Annotated in this window: 20 protein-coding genes; 13 read left to right on the forward strand and 7 right to left on the reverse strand. The window is 48.8% G+C overall.

Annotated elements, in window-relative coordinates:
• Window positions 1-90 precede the first annotated feature (90 nt).
• From EOE67_RS01370 to EOE67_RS01380, 3 genes are all read left to right on the forward strand, one after another.
• Window positions 91-546: a Z-ring associated ZapG family protein gene (locus tag EOE67_RS01370; RefSeq protein ID WP_127697258.1), complete on the forward strand. Its 456-nt coding sequence runs from the start codon at window positions 91-93 to the stop codon at window positions 544-546.
• A gap of 64 nt (window positions 547-610) precedes the next feature.
• The gene (locus EOE67_RS01375) at window positions 611-1,966 is read left to right on the forward strand and encodes a Do family serine endopeptidase (RefSeq protein WP_240652667.1); all 1,356 of its coding nucleotides are present in this window, start codon (window positions 611-613) and stop codon (window positions 1,964-1,966) included.
• 141 nt (window positions 1,967-2,107) lie between these two features.
• Entirely contained in the window at window positions 2,108-3,193 is a 1,086-nt protein-coding gene (locus EOE67_RS01380; protein ID WP_127697260.1) for a trypsin-like peptidase domain-containing protein, read from the forward strand.
• A gap of 66 nt (window positions 3,194-3,259) precedes the next feature.
• On the opposite strand, the gene murA is transcribed toward EOE67_RS01380, so the two are convergent.
• The 7 genes from murA to mlaF all read right to left on the reverse strand — a co-directional run bounded on the left by murA (window position 3,260) and on the right by mlaF (window position 8,024).
• Entirely contained in the window at window positions 3,260-4,522 is a 1,263-nt protein-coding gene (murA, locus tag EOE67_RS01385; RefSeq protein WP_127697261.1) for a UDP-N-acetylglucosamine 1-carboxyvinyltransferase, read from the reverse strand.
• Complete coding sequence (locus EOE67_RS01390; RefSeq protein WP_127697262.1) at window positions 4,523-4,789, reverse strand: BolA family protein; 267 nt, start codon at window positions 4,787-4,789, stop codon at window positions 4,523-4,525.
• A gap of 217 nt (window positions 4,790-5,006) precedes the next feature.
• Window positions 5,007-5,294 carry an STAS domain-containing protein gene (locus EOE67_RS01395; protein WP_127697263.1) on the reverse strand — a complete coding sequence of 96 codons (288 nt, stop codon included), beginning with the start codon at window positions 5,292-5,294 and terminating at the stop codon, window positions 5,007-5,009.
• A complete protein-coding gene (locus EOE67_RS01400) occupies window positions 5,287-5,955 on the reverse strand; it encodes an MlaC/ttg2D family ABC transporter substrate-binding protein (RefSeq protein WP_127697264.1) in 669 nt (222 codons plus the stop codon). The genes EOE67_RS01395 and EOE67_RS01400 overlap by 8 nt, the downstream gene beginning before the upstream one ends.
• Window positions 5,955-6,422 carry an outer membrane lipid asymmetry maintenance protein MlaD gene (gene mlaD, locus EOE67_RS01405; RefSeq protein WP_127697265.1) on the reverse strand — a complete coding sequence of 156 codons (468 nt, stop codon included), beginning with the start codon at window positions 6,420-6,422 and terminating at the stop codon, window positions 5,955-5,957. Before mlaD ends, EOE67_RS01400 begins: the two co-directional genes overlap by 1 nt.
• 4 nt (window positions 6,423-6,426) lie before the next feature.
• Complete coding sequence (gene mlaE, locus EOE67_RS01410) at window positions 6,427-7,209, reverse strand: lipid asymmetry maintenance ABC transporter permease subunit MlaE (RefSeq protein ID WP_127697266.1); 783 nt, start codon at window positions 7,207-7,209, stop codon at window positions 6,427-6,429.
• Window positions 7,206-8,024: a phospholipid ABC transporter ATP-binding protein MlaF gene (gene mlaF / locus EOE67_RS01415; protein ID WP_231916771.1), complete on the reverse strand. Its 819-nt coding sequence runs from the start codon at window positions 8,022-8,024 to the stop codon at window positions 7,206-7,208. The genes mlaE and mlaF overlap by 4 nt, the downstream gene beginning before the upstream one ends.
• A 412-nt stretch (window positions 8,025-8,436) precedes the next feature.
• Here mlaF and EOE67_RS01420 point away from each other — a divergent pair, with 412 nt between their 5' ends.
• The 10 genes from EOE67_RS01420 to EOE67_RS01465 are packed head-to-tail and all read left to right on the forward strand — an operon-like array spanning window position 8,437 to window position 15,179.
• The gene (locus EOE67_RS01420) at window positions 8,437-9,405 is read left to right on the forward strand and encodes a KpsF/GutQ family sugar-phosphate isomerase (RefSeq protein WP_276317427.1); all 969 of its coding nucleotides are present in this window, start codon (window positions 8,437-8,439) and stop codon (window positions 9,403-9,405) included.
• Entirely contained in the window at window positions 9,405-9,974 is a 570-nt protein-coding gene (gene kdsC, locus EOE67_RS01425) for a 3-deoxy-manno-octulosonate-8-phosphatase KdsC (protein WP_206099390.1), read from the forward strand. The genes EOE67_RS01420 and kdsC overlap by 1 nt, the downstream gene beginning before the upstream one ends.
• A complete protein-coding gene (gene lptC, locus EOE67_RS01430) occupies window positions 9,971-10,525 on the forward strand; it encodes an LPS export ABC transporter periplasmic protein LptC (protein WP_127697267.1) in 555 nt (184 codons plus the stop codon). The genes kdsC and lptC overlap by 4 nt, the downstream gene beginning before the upstream one ends.
• A complete protein-coding gene (lptA, locus tag EOE67_RS01435) occupies window positions 10,515-11,003 on the forward strand; it encodes a lipopolysaccharide transport periplasmic protein LptA (RefSeq protein ID WP_127697268.1) in 489 nt (162 codons plus the stop codon). The genes lptC and lptA overlap by 11 nt, the downstream gene beginning before the upstream one ends.
• Before the next feature lies 1 nt (window position 11,004).
• Entirely contained in the window at window positions 11,005-11,730 is a 726-nt protein-coding gene (gene lptB / locus EOE67_RS01440; RefSeq protein ID WP_127697269.1) for an LPS export ABC transporter ATP-binding protein, read from the forward strand.
• Between the two features lie 48 nt (window positions 11,731-11,778).
• Entirely contained in the window at window positions 11,779-13,266 is a 1,488-nt protein-coding gene (locus tag EOE67_RS01445) for an RNA polymerase factor sigma-54 (RefSeq protein WP_127697270.1), read from the forward strand.
• 25 nt (window positions 13,267-13,291) lie between these two features.
• Window positions 13,292-13,579, forward strand: coding sequence for a ribosome hibernation promoting factor (gene hpf, locus EOE67_RS01450; RefSeq protein WP_068067705.1), 288 nt, complete (start codon window positions 13,292-13,294; stop codon window positions 13,577-13,579).
• Window positions 13,580-13,589: 10 nt separating this feature from the next.
• Window positions 13,590-14,060 (forward strand): PTS IIA-like nitrogen regulatory protein PtsN, encoded by a 471-nt coding sequence (gene ptsN / locus EOE67_RS01455; RefSeq protein ID WP_164852185.1) that lies wholly within the window; start codon window positions 13,590-13,592, stop codon window positions 14,058-14,060.
• A complete protein-coding gene (gene rapZ, locus EOE67_RS01460; protein WP_127697271.1) occupies window positions 14,057-14,914 on the forward strand; it encodes an RNase adapter RapZ in 858 nt (285 codons plus the stop codon). Before ptsN ends, rapZ begins: the two co-directional genes overlap by 4 nt.
• Window positions 14,904-15,179 carry an HPr family phosphocarrier protein gene (locus tag EOE67_RS01465; RefSeq protein WP_127697272.1) on the forward strand — a complete coding sequence of 92 codons (276 nt, stop codon included), beginning with the start codon at window positions 14,904-14,906 and terminating at the stop codon, window positions 15,177-15,179. Before rapZ ends, EOE67_RS01465 begins: the two co-directional genes overlap by 11 nt.
• Window position 15,180 lies beyond the last annotated feature (1 nt).

The following is a 15,180-nucleotide window of genomic DNA, read 5'->3' on the forward strand; positions in this document are numbered from 1 at the left end:
TAAGAATAGCTGTTATAGTAACACGCCTTACCACTCTGGATAAGAAGTTAGGTTACACTAGAAAGGATTTAAGTAGTTTCAGGAGTCGTTATGAGTATATCCATTGCGTTAATCTGGCTGGTGGCCGGAATTGTGATCGGCGCCATCGCCAGCCGTTTTTATAGCCTTCGGCAATTTAATCAACACAAACTGCAGCTTGAACTGGATGAAAGCCGCCAGCAACTGCAACAGTACCGCTCCGATGTGTCCAGTCACCTCGACACCACCCACCAGCTGATGTCGCAACTGCAGGACAATTATGAAAAAATTGCCCGTCATATGGCACGCACCAAAATGCAGCTGATTGAACGGCCGGGTTTTTCGCAAGACACCGATTTAAACTATTTGTCGACCGACACCGCTGAGCATATCCGGATGTCGCTTGGTAAAATTGATGAAAAACGTCGCAAAAAAGTTGAGCCTCAAGCTGAACAACCACTTGATTATGCGGGTCATTCCAGCGGCATCATGAAAACATTCCCCGCACAAAAAAATTCAGGCGTTTGAAACTTTTTGCAAAATGATGAGTCTCTGTAGGCACTGTTCCTATGGAGACCATCACGATATGAAAATGAAGTTATCTGTGCTCACCGCCAGCCTGCTGGCTGCTTCTTTGTTCACCCATTCTTCTTATGTATCTGCCAAAATTCCGTTTTTTGGTGCCGAAGCCGGTCAGAAAATGCCGAGTCTGGCGCCAATGCTGGAAAAAATCACCCCGGCAGTCGTCAACATTAATGTCGCAGGCAACCGCGAAGTCAGACAACGGATGCCGGACGCTTTTCAACAATTTTTCGACCAAGGTGAATTACGCCGCGAGCAACCGTTTCGTGGCCTGGGTTCAGGCGTGATTATTGATGCCAAAAAGGGCTATGTAGTGACGAATGCCCATGTGGTGAATCAGGCCGATGAGATCCGTGTCACCCTCACCGATGGCCGCAGTTTTGAAGCGAAAAAAATCGGCGAAGATCCGGCAAGCGATGTCGCGCTACTGCAAATTAACGCTGACAACCTGACTGAAATTAAAATCTCCGATTCTGACAACTTGCGGGTCGGTGATTTTACCATTGCCATCGGTAACCCCTTTGGTCTGGGTCAAACCGTCACTTCAGGTATGGTTAGTGCCTTGGGCCGTGGTGGTTTGGATAGCGAAAAATATGAAGACTTTATTCAAACCGATGCTGCCATTAACAGCGGCAACTCCGGTGGTGCACTGGTCAATTTACGCGGTGAACTGATTGGGATTAATACTGCCATTATCGGCCCTGCCGGTGGCAATGTCGGGATTGGTTTTGCCATTCCGTCAACCATGATGAAAAACCTGGTCAGCCAGATTATTGAATTCGGTGAGGTAAAACGCGGCATCCTCGGCGTTGAAGGCAACGATTTAAATGAAGATATCGCCAAAGCGATGAAGGTGAAATCGACCAAAGGTGTATTTATCGGCCGGGTGACACCAGACAGTGGCTCCGACAAAGCCGGGCTGCGTTCTGGTGATGTGATCGTCAGCCTGAACGGCAAAACAATCCAGTCGATGTCAGAATTAAGGGCCAAAGTGGGTTCGATGGGCGTGGGTAAATCGGTGAAAATCGGTGTGCTGCGTGAGGATAAACAGCTGAGTTTTGATGTGAAGTTATCTGAATCGGATCAAGCCAATGTTACGGCGGGCACGATGCACGAGATGCTGGCCGGTGCCAGTTTCTCTAATGGAAAAACTCAGGACGGCACTGCCGGTGTGATGTTGACGGAAGTTGCAGAACGCTCACCTGCAGCCCAACTAGGTTTGCAAAAAGGAGACGTGATCATTGGTGTTGCCCGCACCAAAGTGAGCAATGTCGCAGAGCTACGGGACATCCTGAGCAAAGCCAAAGGTGTGATCGCGCTACAGGTACAACGCGAAAACGCAGTCTATTATGTGTTAATCCGTTAATAGCCTCCCTCTGACCACTCAGGCTCAACAGGCAGTCCTTGCCTGAGTCTGAGTGGTATTTTGCAACATTTTTCTGCTACATCTTCGCCCACTTCAATGCTATGCTTCTTCGATTCTGACTGTTCTGAATAAATTAAATTAATGAAATCGCTGATTTTTATCATTCGAAGCATTGCTTATGGTTTAGCACTGGCTTTGCTTTGGCTGTTGCTGTTCCAACAAAATGGCGTCACTCAGCTTAATCAGTGGCTTCAACCACAAAATCAGGAACAGTCGGCCATTTCTTATGCCAAAGCAGTGCGTGCCGCTGCGCCTGCCGTAGTCAATGTGTATACCGTCACTACCCAGCAAGATCCCCGCTCTTATCAGAGACGTATTATCCAGAATCAGTCTTTAGGTTCAGGCGTCATCATGCGCGCGGATGGATATATTCTGACGAACTACCATGTGGTCAACGGCGCTGATCAAATCGTGGTTGCGTTGCAAGATGGCCGCCAACTTGAGGCCGTGTTGATTGGTCAGGACCGGTTGACTGACTTAGCCGTACTTTACGTCAAAGCCGATAATTTACCGGTGATCCCACAACTACCGGACATCGAACCGCAGGTTGGTGATTTAGTGCTGGCCATCGGCAACCCATTAAATCTGGGGCAGTCGATTACCCAAGGCATTATCAGCGCGACAGGTCGTGCCGGCCTCAGCACCAATACTTACACTGATTTTATGCAAATGGACGCGGCCATCAATGCCGGCAACTCTGGTGGCGCTTTAGTCAACAGCAATGGCATTTTAGTCGGCATCAACACTGCTGCCTTTCAGCGCCAACGTAATCTGGAAGTGCAGGGTATTTTCTTTGCGGTGCCGTATAAACTGGCCTTTACCGTGATGGAGAAACTGATTAGCCACGGCCGGGTGGTGCGTGGTTATTTAGGTTTAAGCGGTGAGCCAGTCATTAATTCGTCAGGTGAACGGCAGTTCTCAACAGCACAAAAGTTCTATGGTATGAAAATTACCGATGTTGAAAACCTTGGTCCTGCCGCCGTTTCTGGTCTATTGGCCGATGATATTATGCTTGAAATTCAAGGGGTCATGCTCACCAGCGTCAATCAGGCGCTGGACATCGTTGCCGAATCTGTTCCAGATACCGATGTGCAAATCGTGATTGAACGGCGTGGGCAACGGATGGTTATTCCAACCCGCATTGGTACCCGATTGGATACCGAATAGGCACATTAATCTCCGGTGCATAAAAAAACCGCCAGTTGGCGGTTTTTTTATGGCTTCAACCAAGTTTTAGGCTGGAGCATTAATCCTCTCAATTTTCGCGCCTAACGCCTGCAGTTTATGCTCAATTTGCTCATAACCACGGTCGATGTGATAAATCCGATCGACAATGGTATTGCCACTCGCCACCAGACCTGCGATCACCAGACTGGCAGATGCGCGTAAATCGGTTGCCATCACCTGTGCGCCGGTGAGCTGTGTGGTGTGCTGACACAAGGCATTATTGCCTTCGAGCTGAATCAACGCACCCATCCGTTGTAATTCCGGCACGTGCATAAAGCGATTTTCAAAAATCGTTTCGGTGACCACACCAACACCTTCAGCCAGCACATTCAGTACCGTGAACTGCGCTTGCATATCAGTTGGGAAACCTGGATGTGGCGTGGTTTTCACATTCACTGATTTTAACTGACGGCCGGTCATATTCAGCCGGATCCAGTCATCGCCGGTGGTGACTTCAGCACCCGCTTCACGCAGCTTTTCTAATACCACTTCCAGTTCACCCGGATCAGTATTACGGCAAGTTACATCACCGCCAGTGACGGCTGCAGCCACCAAAAATGTCCCGGTTTCAATCCGATCCGGTAGTACCCGATGCTCAGCGCCAATTAGGCGCTCCACACCTTCAATTTTAATCGTCGCACTACCGGCACCAGTAATTTTCGCACCCATCGCAGATAAGTACGTTGCTAAATCGACCACTTCCGGCTCGCGGGCGGCGTTTTCGATAATGGTCACGCCATCGGCCAGCACCGCTGCCATCAGCAGGTTTTCGGTGCCGGTAACACTGACCATATCCATCGCGATATGCGCACCTTTTAACCGGTCTGCTTTGGCTTTGATATAACCATTTTCGACACTGATCTGCGCGCCCATTTTACGCAGGCCTTCGATGTGTAAATTGACCGGCCGGGCGCCAATGGCACAACCGCCTGGCAACGAAACTTCGGCATGGCCAAAGCGCGCCAGCAACGGGCCTAAGGCTAAGATAGAAGCACGCATGGTCCGCACTAATTCGTACGGAGCCATTTGGCTATGAATGTGACTGGCGTCAACAGTGACGCTGTCACCATCACGCTGCACTGCTGCACCGAACATGGTCAGCAATTTAAAGGTGGTATCGATATCACGCAACACCGGTACGTTGCTGATCACTGACGGTTGTTCAGCCAGTATGGTCGCGAATAAAATAGGTAATGCGGCGTTTTTGGCACCAGAAATCGTGACGTCGCCATTCAGGGTGGCGCCCCCTGTGACTAAAAATTGTTGCATTTAATTCGACACCGCAGGAGGGTTAAGGAGTTTTTCGCGACGCCATTGCACCGGCGTGAACGCTTTGATCGACAACGCATGGATAGAACCATCGGCAATTTCAGCCATCAGCGGTGCATACACCAGTTGTTGTTGTTTCACCCGGCTTACGCCATCAAAACAGTCACCCACTGCGGTAACAGCATAATGACTACCATCAGCCGTGACATAGACTTCAGCCAGCTGCAGCTGCTCAGTCAGACGTTGTTCGATTTGTTTACAATCCATCAATTGACCTGCTCAGTCGGAACACACCGTTGGCTCTGCGGCAATAAATGCTGAAACAACATAATTGCTGTAGGCGAAATCGGTCTGTTACAAAGAAAAATAACCCGGCGATTGGCCGGGTTTTCTGATTATTCAGCTTGAAAGCAGCGTGCGCTACTTAGGATCATTGATCCTTGACCAAGGCGCTTAGTATATCCAAAGCGCTGGCTAATTTCAGCTAATCCGTTGGTAAAAGTGCCAACACATCACTGACGCTTGCCAAAGATCTAAGTTGTTCAGGCATTTGCTGAAACTTCAGAGTGATCCCAAGTTGTTGGGCTTTTGCCAGTTGCTGGATCAGCCAAGCAAGTCCTGCGGTATCCACATGCAACAAACCACCCAGGTCAAACACCGCTTGTTTTGGCATTGTCGTCAGCAACTTAAATGGCCAGTAGGCAACAACGGTGTGGCAATTGAGCTCACCGACAAATTGCAACACGGCGCCATTTTGCTTAATTTCAAGCATCTTTCTTTTTCTCAGGCGCTTTGATTGGCGCTTTGGCTTTTTCTTCCAGTAAGGCTGCTACGCTTAACAAACCTTGCTGACGGATCAGGCTACCCAATTCCGACCTTTTGCTGTCAAGCAATGAAATGCCTTCAGCAACCATGTCGTAAACCAGCCAGGTATTGGTATCTTTCATCCGGCGTAATTTAAATTCAATTTTGATATCTGGTTTGCCAGGGTCGATAACGCGGGTTTTGATGGTAATAATTTTGCGTTGTTTATCAACCGGTTGACCTGGCTCTATAATCACTTTTTGATTGGTGTATTGGGTAAACACACCAGCATAAGTACCAACCATATAGTTCTGGAACGCCGTGACAAAAGTGTTGAAGTCTTCTTTTGGCACGGTATTGAGTTTCACGCTTTGGCCAATCACATAACCAGCGGCATAACGGCTGTCGATGTAAGGCACCAGCTCTTCGCTGACGATGGTGCGCAGCACTTCAGCGTTTTGCTTTATTTTCGGCTGATCAGCGGCAATGCGCTGAAAAGTTTTGTCAGCCAGAACTTCCATCATTTTATACGGGTCGTCATAGGTTGGCACTGCAGCAGTATTTGCCTGAGTGCTAAAACCGGCGGTGGCTAACAGCAGAGCGCTGACCAAAGTTGCAAATAATTTCATTATTGATTCCCACGATTAAATAAGAACTGACCAATCAGCTCTTCCAGTACGATTGCGGATTTGGTGTCTTCAATACGATCACCATTGCCAAGAATTTCCACGTTTTCGTCGACGAACCCAGGTTGTAAGCCAATGTACTGCTCGCCCAACAAACCTGAGGTCAAAATCGCCAGTGAACTGGTCTCAGGGAAGTTGTTGTAACTACTATTAATTTCGAGCGTCACGACCGGCTGGAACTGTTCAGGATCCAGGTGAATATTGGCAACACGGCCAACAACCACACCACCGACTTTCACCGGCGAGCGGACTTTTAAACCACCAATATTGTCAAAGGTTGCCAGCAACTGATAACTTTGATCGGAACCGGCGACACCGGCATTGGCCACTTTTAACGCCAATAACATTAAAGCGGCAATCGAAAGCGCTACAAAAGCGCCGACTAAAATTTCTAATTTACGCGTGGTCATTTTCTCATCCACCAAACATGACAGCAGTTAATACAAAATCAAAACCCAAAACTGCCAGTGACGCTGTCACCACAGTTTGAGTTGTCGCCCGACTGATCCCTTCCGAAGTCGGAACCGCATCAAATCCTTTGTGCAGCGCAATCACTGTCACCAAAAACGCAAATACCGTACTTTTGATAATCCCGTTCAGGACATCCTGTTCAAAATCAACGTTGGCCTGCATCGCTGACCAATAACCGCCCGCATCAACGCCGAGCCAGTCCACACCGACCAAATGACCACCTAAAATACCTACGGCGGTAAAAATCATTGCCAGCAATGGCATGCAGATGACGCCAGCCCAGAGCCGTGGCGCGATGATCCGGCGCAGCGGATCCACCGCCATCATTTCCATCCCCGATAACTGCTCGGTCGCTTTCATCAAACCAATTTCAGCCGTCAGCGCACTACCGGCGCGCCCTGCGAACAATAAGGCGGTCACGACCGGCCCTAATTCCCGCAGCAAACTTAATGCAACCAACGGCCCTAACATTTGCTCGGCGCCAAACTTTGACAGTACGGTGTAACCCTGCAGCGCCAGCACCATGCCGATAAACAGGCCTGATACCACAATAATCAGCAGCGACAACACACCAACCACATAAAACTGTTTGATATATAAAGGCCAGGCTTTAACAAAACGGGGACGCCCCCACAATGCACCAGCCAACATCAGCGTTGCCCGGCCAAACCCCTGAATAGTTTCCAGAGTGGCAGCGCCCAATTGTTGTAATTTATCCAGTATCAAGCTTTTAACTCCATCAGCTCTTGCGCATAATCGGCCGCTTTAAAATGAAACGGTACCGGGCCATCGGCCAGTCCCTGCAAAAACTGTTGCACCAGCGGTGACTCATGCTGACGCAGCTGCTCTGGCGTACCATGACCAATCACCCGGCGTTCCGCGACTACATAAACATAGTCGGCAATGCTCATCACTTCATTAACATCGTGCGAAACCACAATCGACGTCAGCCCCAGTGCATCGTTCAGTGAACGGATAAGCCGCACAATCACGCCCATCGAAATCGGGTCCTGACCGGCAAAAGGTTCATCGTACATAATGAGTTGTGGATCAAGGGCAATAGCCCGGGCTAACGCGGCACGTCGTGCCATACCACCGGAAAGTTCCGCTGGCATTAAATCGCGTGCACCACGCAGGCCAACCGACTCCAGCTTCATCAGCACCATCATCCGGATAATTTCTTCCGGCAATTTGGTATGTTCACGGATTGGGAATGCCACGTTGTCGAATACGGTCATATCGCTAAACAGCGCGCCACTTTGAAACAACATGCTCATTTTTTTGCGGGCCTGATATAAATCACGGCGGCCCAGTGTTGGGATGTCCTGGTCTTCGAACCAGATGTGACCGGCGTCAGGTTTTAACTGACCGCCAATTAAACGCAGCAAGGTGGTTTTACCGATCCCGCTCGGCCCCATGATTGCGGTGACTTTACCACGGGCAAATTGCATGCTCATGTCGTCATAAATCACCCGCTCACCACGGCTGAACGTCAGGTTCTGGATATCAACCAGTGGTTTCGCCACAGCTTTGTCCATCATTGGTTCCAACTTATTTCCCTTTCAAACGCTGATCAGTCAGCTTCACAACAGATATCGATCGCAAAACGGCGCGCAATATAAAGTCGACGCTCTGCGGATGCAACATCGTTGTTGATTCATTCAGCAGATTTTACCTGTTTTACCGGCGGGCGTCCGTATATTAAATTGTAATAATCAGTTGCAAAAATCGAAATGTTTCGCATTTCACGGTTTTTTTTGCAATTCAATGACAGAAGCTGGAAAATATCGATTTCGCCGATACCATCAACAAACACAGGGTTCACACCAGATCGACTTCTTTTAAGATCATGGGGTTGTTTTAGTTGATACTCGTTCGCATTTTGTCGCAGTTAACTGAATATCAGCTTAATAACAGGCCAGGTTTTGCCCCTGCCCCTCTGGAGAATAGACCGTGACCATTGATTATTGTGCCAAAGCACGCCAGGTTTTTGCGATTGAAGCTGCCGCTATCAACGGGCTGAATCAGTATTTGGATCAACAATTTGCCGATGTATGCCAGCAGATGTTCAGCTGCCGCGGTCGGGTGATTGTGGTCGGCATGGGTAAATCAGGTCATATTGCCAACAAGATTGCAGCCACTTTAGCTTCGACCGGCACACCGGCGTTTTTTGTCCATCCCGGCGAAGCCAGCCATGGCGACCTTGGCATGATCACCCAACAAGATATCGTGCTGGCGCTGTCCAACTCAGGCGAAACCCATGAAGTACTGGTGTTAGTACCTGTACTTAAACGACTTGGTATTCAATTAGTGGCGATGACCGGCAACGCCGAATCCACCTTAGCCAAACTCGCCGACTGGCATTTATGCGTCAAAGTTGCGGAAGAAGCCTGCCCGCTTGGCCTGGCGCCAACGGCCAGTACCACCGCGGCGTTGGTGATGGGTGATGCATTGGCGGTTGCGTTATTGGAAGCCCGTGGTTTTTCGGCCGATGATTTTGCGCTGTCGCATCCAGGTGGCAGCCTAGGTCGGCGCTTGCTGCTGCGATTACAAGACGTGATGCATCAAGGCAATCAAATTCCGCTTGTGCCTGCTTCAGCCACAATTAAGGAAGCTTTGTTAGAAATATCAGAAAAAGGGCTCGGGATGACCGCAGTCGTGGCAACCGATGGTACACTCGCTGGTATCTTCACCGATGGTGATTTACGCCGGTTACTGGATTTAAGAATTGATATTCACCAGACCGCCATTGCCGATGTGATGGTTAAAAATTGCATTACTGCCAAACCTGAAATGCTCGCGGCCGAGGCGTTAAAAATTATGGAACAGCGCAAAATTAATGGCTTAATCGTGGTCTCTGCTGCGAATATCCCCGTCGGCGCGATGAATATGCACGATTTGTTGCGTGCAGGAGTGATGTAGTGACTGAGTTAGACAGTAAATTATTCGCCGATTTGTATCAGCCGCTCCCCGCTGGCGTTGCCGAACGGGCGTCCGACATTCGCTTATTAATTTGTGACGTGGATGGGGTTTTCTCCGATGGCCGGATTTACCTCGGCAATCAGGGTGAAGAGCTCAAAGCCTTTCACACCCGCGACGGTTATGGCATTAAAGCATTACGCCATGCCGGCATTGAAGTCGCGGTGATTACCGGACGCAATTCAGATATCGTCAGCGCCCGGATGAAATCACTGACCGTACCTTATGTCTATCAAGGGCAGGAAGATAAAATGCCAGCCTTTGCCAAACTGCAGCAACAACTTGAGCTTTCCCCCACTCAAATTGCCTATATTGGTGACGACCTTTCCGATTGGAATGTGATGCAACATTGTGGTTTAGCCGTTGCAGTGAACGATGCGCACCCATATTTACGCCGACATGCGCATTATACAACGAGTCTGAACGGCGGCTTTGGCGCTGTGCGTGAGCTTTGTGATTTACTGCTGATTTGCCAGCAAAAATTCGCTACTTTTAGCGGCAGCAGCACATGAAAAAACAATTATTCTGGTTTTTGCTGGTGATCATCGGCAGCAGTATTCTGTTTAGTCTGCTGGTTGACGATGACAAACCGCAGACGATGGCGGTGGAAACTGAACTGCAACCGGATTTTGTTGCCTATCAGCTTATCCGCACCAGCTTTGATGCAAAGGGCAATATGTCCGGTATGATCCGGGCCACCCAGATGTCGCATTTTGAACAACTTGGGCAAATTCAGCTGGAAGAACCGGCGTACACTATTTTCGAGCAACTGATGCCAAAATGGCAGGTCAGCAGCAGCAATGGGGTGTTGTATCCTGACGACAAAGTGGTGCTCGAGCAAAACGTCTTGCTGGAGAACCTGAAATCAGGCGAATTATTTAATAAAGTCGAATCAGAACAACTTGAATATGGGTTTGAGCAACAGGTTATTTCTACCAATCAGCAAGTCATAATTTCTGGCGACGGTTTTGCCATCAACGGTCAGGGCGTCAAAGTAAATCTGATCACGCAAAAATTACAGCTACATCAACATAAAGGGACAGTGTACCGTCATGATCAATAAAACCCTGTGGGCACTGCTGTTTAGTCTGTGCGCATTCACTGCTCAGGCGCAAAACAAAGACTTTGTGGAGCCAGTCAGTGTCAATTCCGACAATTTTGATGGCAGTGTGAAAGAGAAAAAACTGATTTACATCGGCAATGTGGTGGTAAAACAAGGCTCATTGCTGATTAAAGCCGATCGGCTGGAAGTCGACAGCTCAGCCGGGCAAGGCAAAGAAGTGTTTATTGCTTTTGGCTCCCCTGCCGTGTACTCACAATTGCTCGATGGCGACAAACCCATTCAGGCAATGGCCAATGAGATTAAATATGATGTCGCTAGCCGCGTGTTGACGCTGACCGGCAAGGCTGAAATCAACCAAAGCGGCAGCCTGGTCAAAAGCGAAAAAATTCAATATGACCTTGAAAAACAAAAATTAAATGCTGAAAGTGGTAAAGACACTGAACGCGTGACTACCATTTTCACTCCTGAGAAAAAATAACTTGAAAACACTTGTCGCCTCTCACCTGGCCAAAAGTTATAAAGGCCGTCAGGTGGTTAAAGATGTCAGCCTGGCAGTGAATGCCGGGCAGATTGTTGGTTTACTTGGCCCGAATGGCGCTGGCAAAACCACGACCTTTTATATGATTGTTGGCCTTGTCCCTTCAGACAAAGGCACGATTTCGTTGGGCGGCAAGGATATTACTTTTGATCCGATCCATGCGCGCGCCCGTCAAGGCATTGGTTATCTGCCGCAGGAGAGTTCCATTTTCCGCAAACTGACGGTGTTTGATAATTTGATGGCCATTTTGCAAACCCGCAAAGACTTATCCGATGATCAACGGGAACAAACCGCAGACGAGCTGCTGGACGAATTTAATATTACCCATATCCGCGGCAGCCTTGGCATGAGTTTATCCGGTGGTGAGCGGCGCAGAGTTGAAATTGCCCGTGCGCTGGCCGCCAATCCGGCGTTTATCTTACTGGACGAACCTTTTGCCGGCGTGGATCCGATCTCAGTACTGGATATCAAGAAAATCATTCAGCATTTACGCAATCGCGGTATTGGCGTGTTGATCACCGACCACAATGTGCGGGAAACCCTTGATGTTTGTGAAATCGCCTACATTGTCAGTCATGGGGAACTGATAGCGTCCGGTTCACCGGCTGAGGTATTAGCAAATCAGCAGGTCAGAGATGTATACCTCGGCGAGCAATTCAGGCTATAGTTAGCAAAAAGCCAGTTCAGACTGGCCGTCAGGAGTGACCAGAAGTACATGAAGCCATCTTTACAACTCCGGCTTGGACAGCAACTTACAATGACCCCTCAACTGCAACAGGCTATTAAGCTGTTACAGTTGTCGACCATTGAATTGCAACAGGAAATACAAGAAGCGCTGGATGCTAACCCGCTGTTGGAAGCGGATGATGAGTTCAATAACTACAACGAAAACAGCAGCACTCCAGAACAAGCCGACCCGCGCGAACAAGCCGAAATCGACAGCTATTCCAGTGACGAACATTTTGAGCCGGAAGTGCCCGATACCAGCGAGGCCATGACCGAACAAAACATCAAAGAAGACTTACCACTCGACAGCAACTGGGACGATATGGTCAGTGCGACGCCGGTGGCAAATACCTATAACGGTGACGAAGATACCGTTTTTCAAGGCGAAACCAGCGAAACTCTGCAAGACTATCTACGCTGGCAAATGCGGTTAACCCCTTTTTCCGAAACCGATTTGACCATTGCCGAAATTATTATCGAAGCCATTGATGGCAACGGTTTGCTGACCATCAGCTGCGAAGACATCCTGGAGTCGCTCGGTTTACCAGAGATCGAAGCCGATGAAGTTGAAGCGGTGATTAAACGCATTCAACTCTTTGATCCGGTTGGTGTGGGCGCCCGCACTATTCAGGAATGTTTATTAGTGCAATTGCGGCAATTTGACCCGGCGACGCCATTTTTGGCCGAAACCTGCGACATTATCCGCAATTACAGCGAATATTTAGCCAATAGAGATTTCCGTTCTTTGATGCGGGTGACTAGACTCAAGGAAGATGACCTGCGCGAAGTGATGCGACTCATTCACAGTCTGAACCCAAGACCTGGTGCTGATGTCATCCGCGAAGAACAGCAGTACACAGTACCGGATGTGTCCGTGAAGAAGGTCAAAGGCCGCTGGATGGTCGAACTGAACCCGGATGCATTCCCGAAAATTAAAATTAATGAGCAGTATGCGGCCATGTCACGAAATGCCCGCAACTCGTCCGACAGCCAGTTTATCCGCTCGCATTTACAGGAAGCAAAATGGTTCCTGAAGAGCCTGGAAAGCCGCAACGAGACGCTGCTGAAAGTTGCCAACTGTATTGTGCAACAGCAACAAGCATTTTTTGAACATGGCGAAGAAGCCATGAAACCGATGGTACTAAACGATGTGGCAGAGATGGTCGGGATGCACGAATCGACCATTTCACGGGTCACGACTCAAAAATTCATGCACACACCCAGAGGAATATTTGAACTTAAGTTCTTCTTCTCCAGTCATGTAAGTACGGAGAGTGGCGGTGAATGTTCATCAACCGCCATCAGGGCTTTTATTAAAAAATTGGTGGCGGCGGAAAATCCTGCAAAGCCGTTAAGCGATAGCAGGATGGCAGAAATTCTTTCTGAACAGGGCATCAACGTAGCACGGCGGACCATCGCCAAATACCGTGAGTCTCTGTACATACCGCCGTCAAATCAGCGCAAGAGCTTGCTATAAGTGCTCACTAAAGAAGGAAATGTCTATGCAAATCAATCTAACTGGTCGTCATGTTGAAATCACTGAAGCACTGAGAGAGTATGTAGACAGCAAGTTTTCAAAACTTGAAAGGCATTTTGACCACATCAACAACGTGCATGTTGTGCTCAATGTGGAGAAATTAAAACAAATTGCCGAAGCAAAAATGCATTTAAATGGCGGAGAGGTGTTTGCAATCAGCGAAGATGATAATATGTACGCAGCCATTGACACACTGATCGATAAACTTGATCGACAAGTCATTAAACATAAAGAAAAAATTTCTCGTCACTGAAATCGGACTTATGAACCTAAGCTCAATGTTATCGAAGGACTGCACAAAAAGTGCGGTCCTTTTTAATAGTAAAAAACGCATTCTGGAATACGTCGCCGAACTTGCTCACAAGCAATTACCGCAGTTACCGGAATCCACTATTTTTGAAGCACTGATGGCCCGGGAGAAGCTGGGCTCCACCGGTATTGGTGGTGGTATTGCCATTCCGCATGGCAAACTCAAAGACGTCACCAGCCCGGTGCTGGTGTTTGTCGTCAGCCAGGATGCCATCCAGTTTGATGCGATTGATAACCAGGCGGTGGATATTTTCTGTGCCATTCTGATCCCGGAAAATCAATGCCAGACGCACCTCACCACCCTCGCCGGCATCGCCCGTTTACTGAGTCAAAAAGATTTGACCCGTAAAATCAGGCATATCGGCTCTGATCAGGAACTGTACCAGTTGCTGCTCACCCACTCCGAATTGGCGGCCAGCAAATGAAACTCCTTGTCGTCAGTGGTCGCTCAGGGTCCGGTAAATCAGTCGCGTTGCGGGTGATGGAAGATTTGGGCTACTACTGTGTCGACAATATTCCGGTCAATTTACTGCCCACACTTGCCAACGCGGTGATGGGACAATACGAGCGGGTAGCCGTCAGTATTGATGTGCGCAACTTGCCACAAGAGCCGGAAGAACTGACTGACATTTTGTCTTATCTGCCACGCAAAGTAGAGCTGACCATTTTATATCTGGATGCTGATCACAGCAGCCTGATTAAAAGATTTAGCGAAACCCGCCGATTACACCCGTTGTCACATCAGGCGATGTCGTTGGATGAAGCCATTCAGCGTGAACAACAACTGTTAGATCCAATCTCCAGTCGCGCCGATTTGTATATCGACACCACTGAACTGAACGTGCATCAGTTGACCGAACAATTACGCGAGCGCATTCTCGGCCAGAAAACCGGCCGTCTGGTGATCTTGTTTGAATCTTTTGGCTTTAAATATGGTATCCCCAAAGATGCCGATTATGTGTTTGATGCGCGGTTTTTACCCAATCCACATTGGGAGCCGGAGCTGAAAATTCTAACTGGCCTGGATCAGCCGGTGAAAGATTATCTGGCTGCGCAGCAAGTGGTTGGGAAATATACTGAGCAAATTAATCAGTTTATCAGTACCTGGTTACCCGATTTAGAGCGGAATAACCGCAGTTATTTAACCATTGCCATTGGGTGTACCGGTGGTCAGCATCGTTCAGTTTATATTGTGGAATGTCTGGCGAAGAGCTTCGGGGCGCTGCGTGAAGATGTACAAATTCGTCATCGGGAGTTGATCAGACATCATGGCAAGTAGTTTTTCCAAGACGGTCACTATCGTCAACCAACTGGGCTTACACGCCCGCGCTGCCACCAAACTGGCGCAATTGTGTCAGCAGTTTGATGCAGCTATCGAACTACAACAAGAAGGTCGTACCGCCGATGCCAGCAGCGTGCTGGCGTTATTGATGCTGGCGAGCAGCAAAGGCAAAACCGTTGAAGTGGTCACCCACGGCAATCAGGCGGAAGCCGCTTTGCAGTCGGTGGTGCTGCTCATTGAAAGTGGTTTTGACGAAGAATAGC

The sequence above is a fragment of the Rheinheimera riviphila genome, assembly GCF_004005945.1.
Taxonomy (GTDB): Bacteria; Pseudomonadota; Gammaproteobacteria; order Enterobacterales; family Alteromonadaceae; genus Pararheinheimera; species Pararheinheimera riviphila.

What these genes read in the sequence shown, in the direction of transcription:
- EOE67_RS01370 (WP_127697258.1), top strand. Translation starts at nt 91, where the DNA reads ATGAGTATATCCATTGCGTTAATCTGGCTGGTGGCCGGAATTGTGATC.
- EOE67_RS01375 (WP_240652667.1), top strand. Translation starts at nt 611, where the DNA reads ATGAAGTTATCTGTGCTCACCGCCAGCCTGCTGGCTGCTTCTTTGTTC.
- EOE67_RS01380 (WP_127697260.1), top strand. Translation starts at nt 2,108, where the DNA reads ATGAAATCGCTGATTTTTATCATTCGAAGCATTGCTTATGGTTTAGCA.
- murA (WP_127697261.1), bottom strand. Translation starts at nt 4,522, where the DNA reads ATGCAACAATTTTTAGTCACAGGGGGCGCCACCCTGAATGGCGACGTC.
- EOE67_RS01390 (WP_127697262.1), bottom strand. Translation starts at nt 4,789, where the DNA reads ATGGATTGTAAACAAATCGAACAACGTCTGACTGAGCAGCTGCAGCTG.
- EOE67_RS01395 (WP_127697263.1), bottom strand. Translation starts at nt 5,294, where the DNA reads ATGCTTGAAATTAAGCAAAATGGCGCCGTGTTGCAATTTGTCGGTGAG.
- EOE67_RS01400 (WP_127697264.1), bottom strand. Translation starts at nt 5,955, where the DNA reads ATGAAATTATTTGCAACTTTGGTCAGCGCTCTGCTGTTAGCCACCGCC.
- mlaD (WP_127697265.1), bottom strand. Translation starts at nt 6,422, where the DNA reads ATGACCACGCGTAAATTAGAAATTTTAGTCGGCGCTTTTGTAGCGCTT.
- mlaF (WP_231916771.1), bottom strand. Translation starts at nt 8,024, where the DNA reads ATGATGGACAAAGCTGTGGCGAAACCACTGGTTGATATCCAGAACCTG.
- lptC (WP_127697267.1), top strand. Translation starts at nt 9,971, where the DNA reads ATGAAAAAACAATTATTCTGGTTTTTGCTGGTGATCATCGGCAGCAGT.
- lptA (WP_127697268.1), top strand. Translation starts at nt 10,515, where the DNA reads ATGATCAATAAAACCCTGTGGGCACTGCTGTTTAGTCTGTGCGCATTC.
- EOE67_RS01445 (WP_127697270.1), top strand. Translation starts at nt 11,779, where the DNA reads ATGAAGCCATCTTTACAACTCCGGCTTGGACAGCAACTTACAATGACC.
- hpf (WP_068067705.1), top strand. Translation starts at nt 13,292, where the DNA reads ATGCAAATCAATCTAACTGGTCGTCATGTTGAAATCACTGAAGCACTG.
- ptsN (WP_164852185.1), top strand. Translation starts at nt 13,590, where the DNA reads ATGAACCTAAGCTCAATGTTATCGAAGGACTGCACAAAAAGTGCGGTC.
- rapZ (WP_127697271.1), top strand. Translation starts at nt 14,057, where the DNA reads ATGAAACTCCTTGTCGTCAGTGGTCGCTCAGGGTCCGGTAAATCAGTC.
- EOE67_RS01465 (WP_127697272.1), top strand. Translation starts at nt 14,904, where the DNA reads ATGGCAAGTAGTTTTTCCAAGACGGTCACTATCGTCAACCAACTGGGC.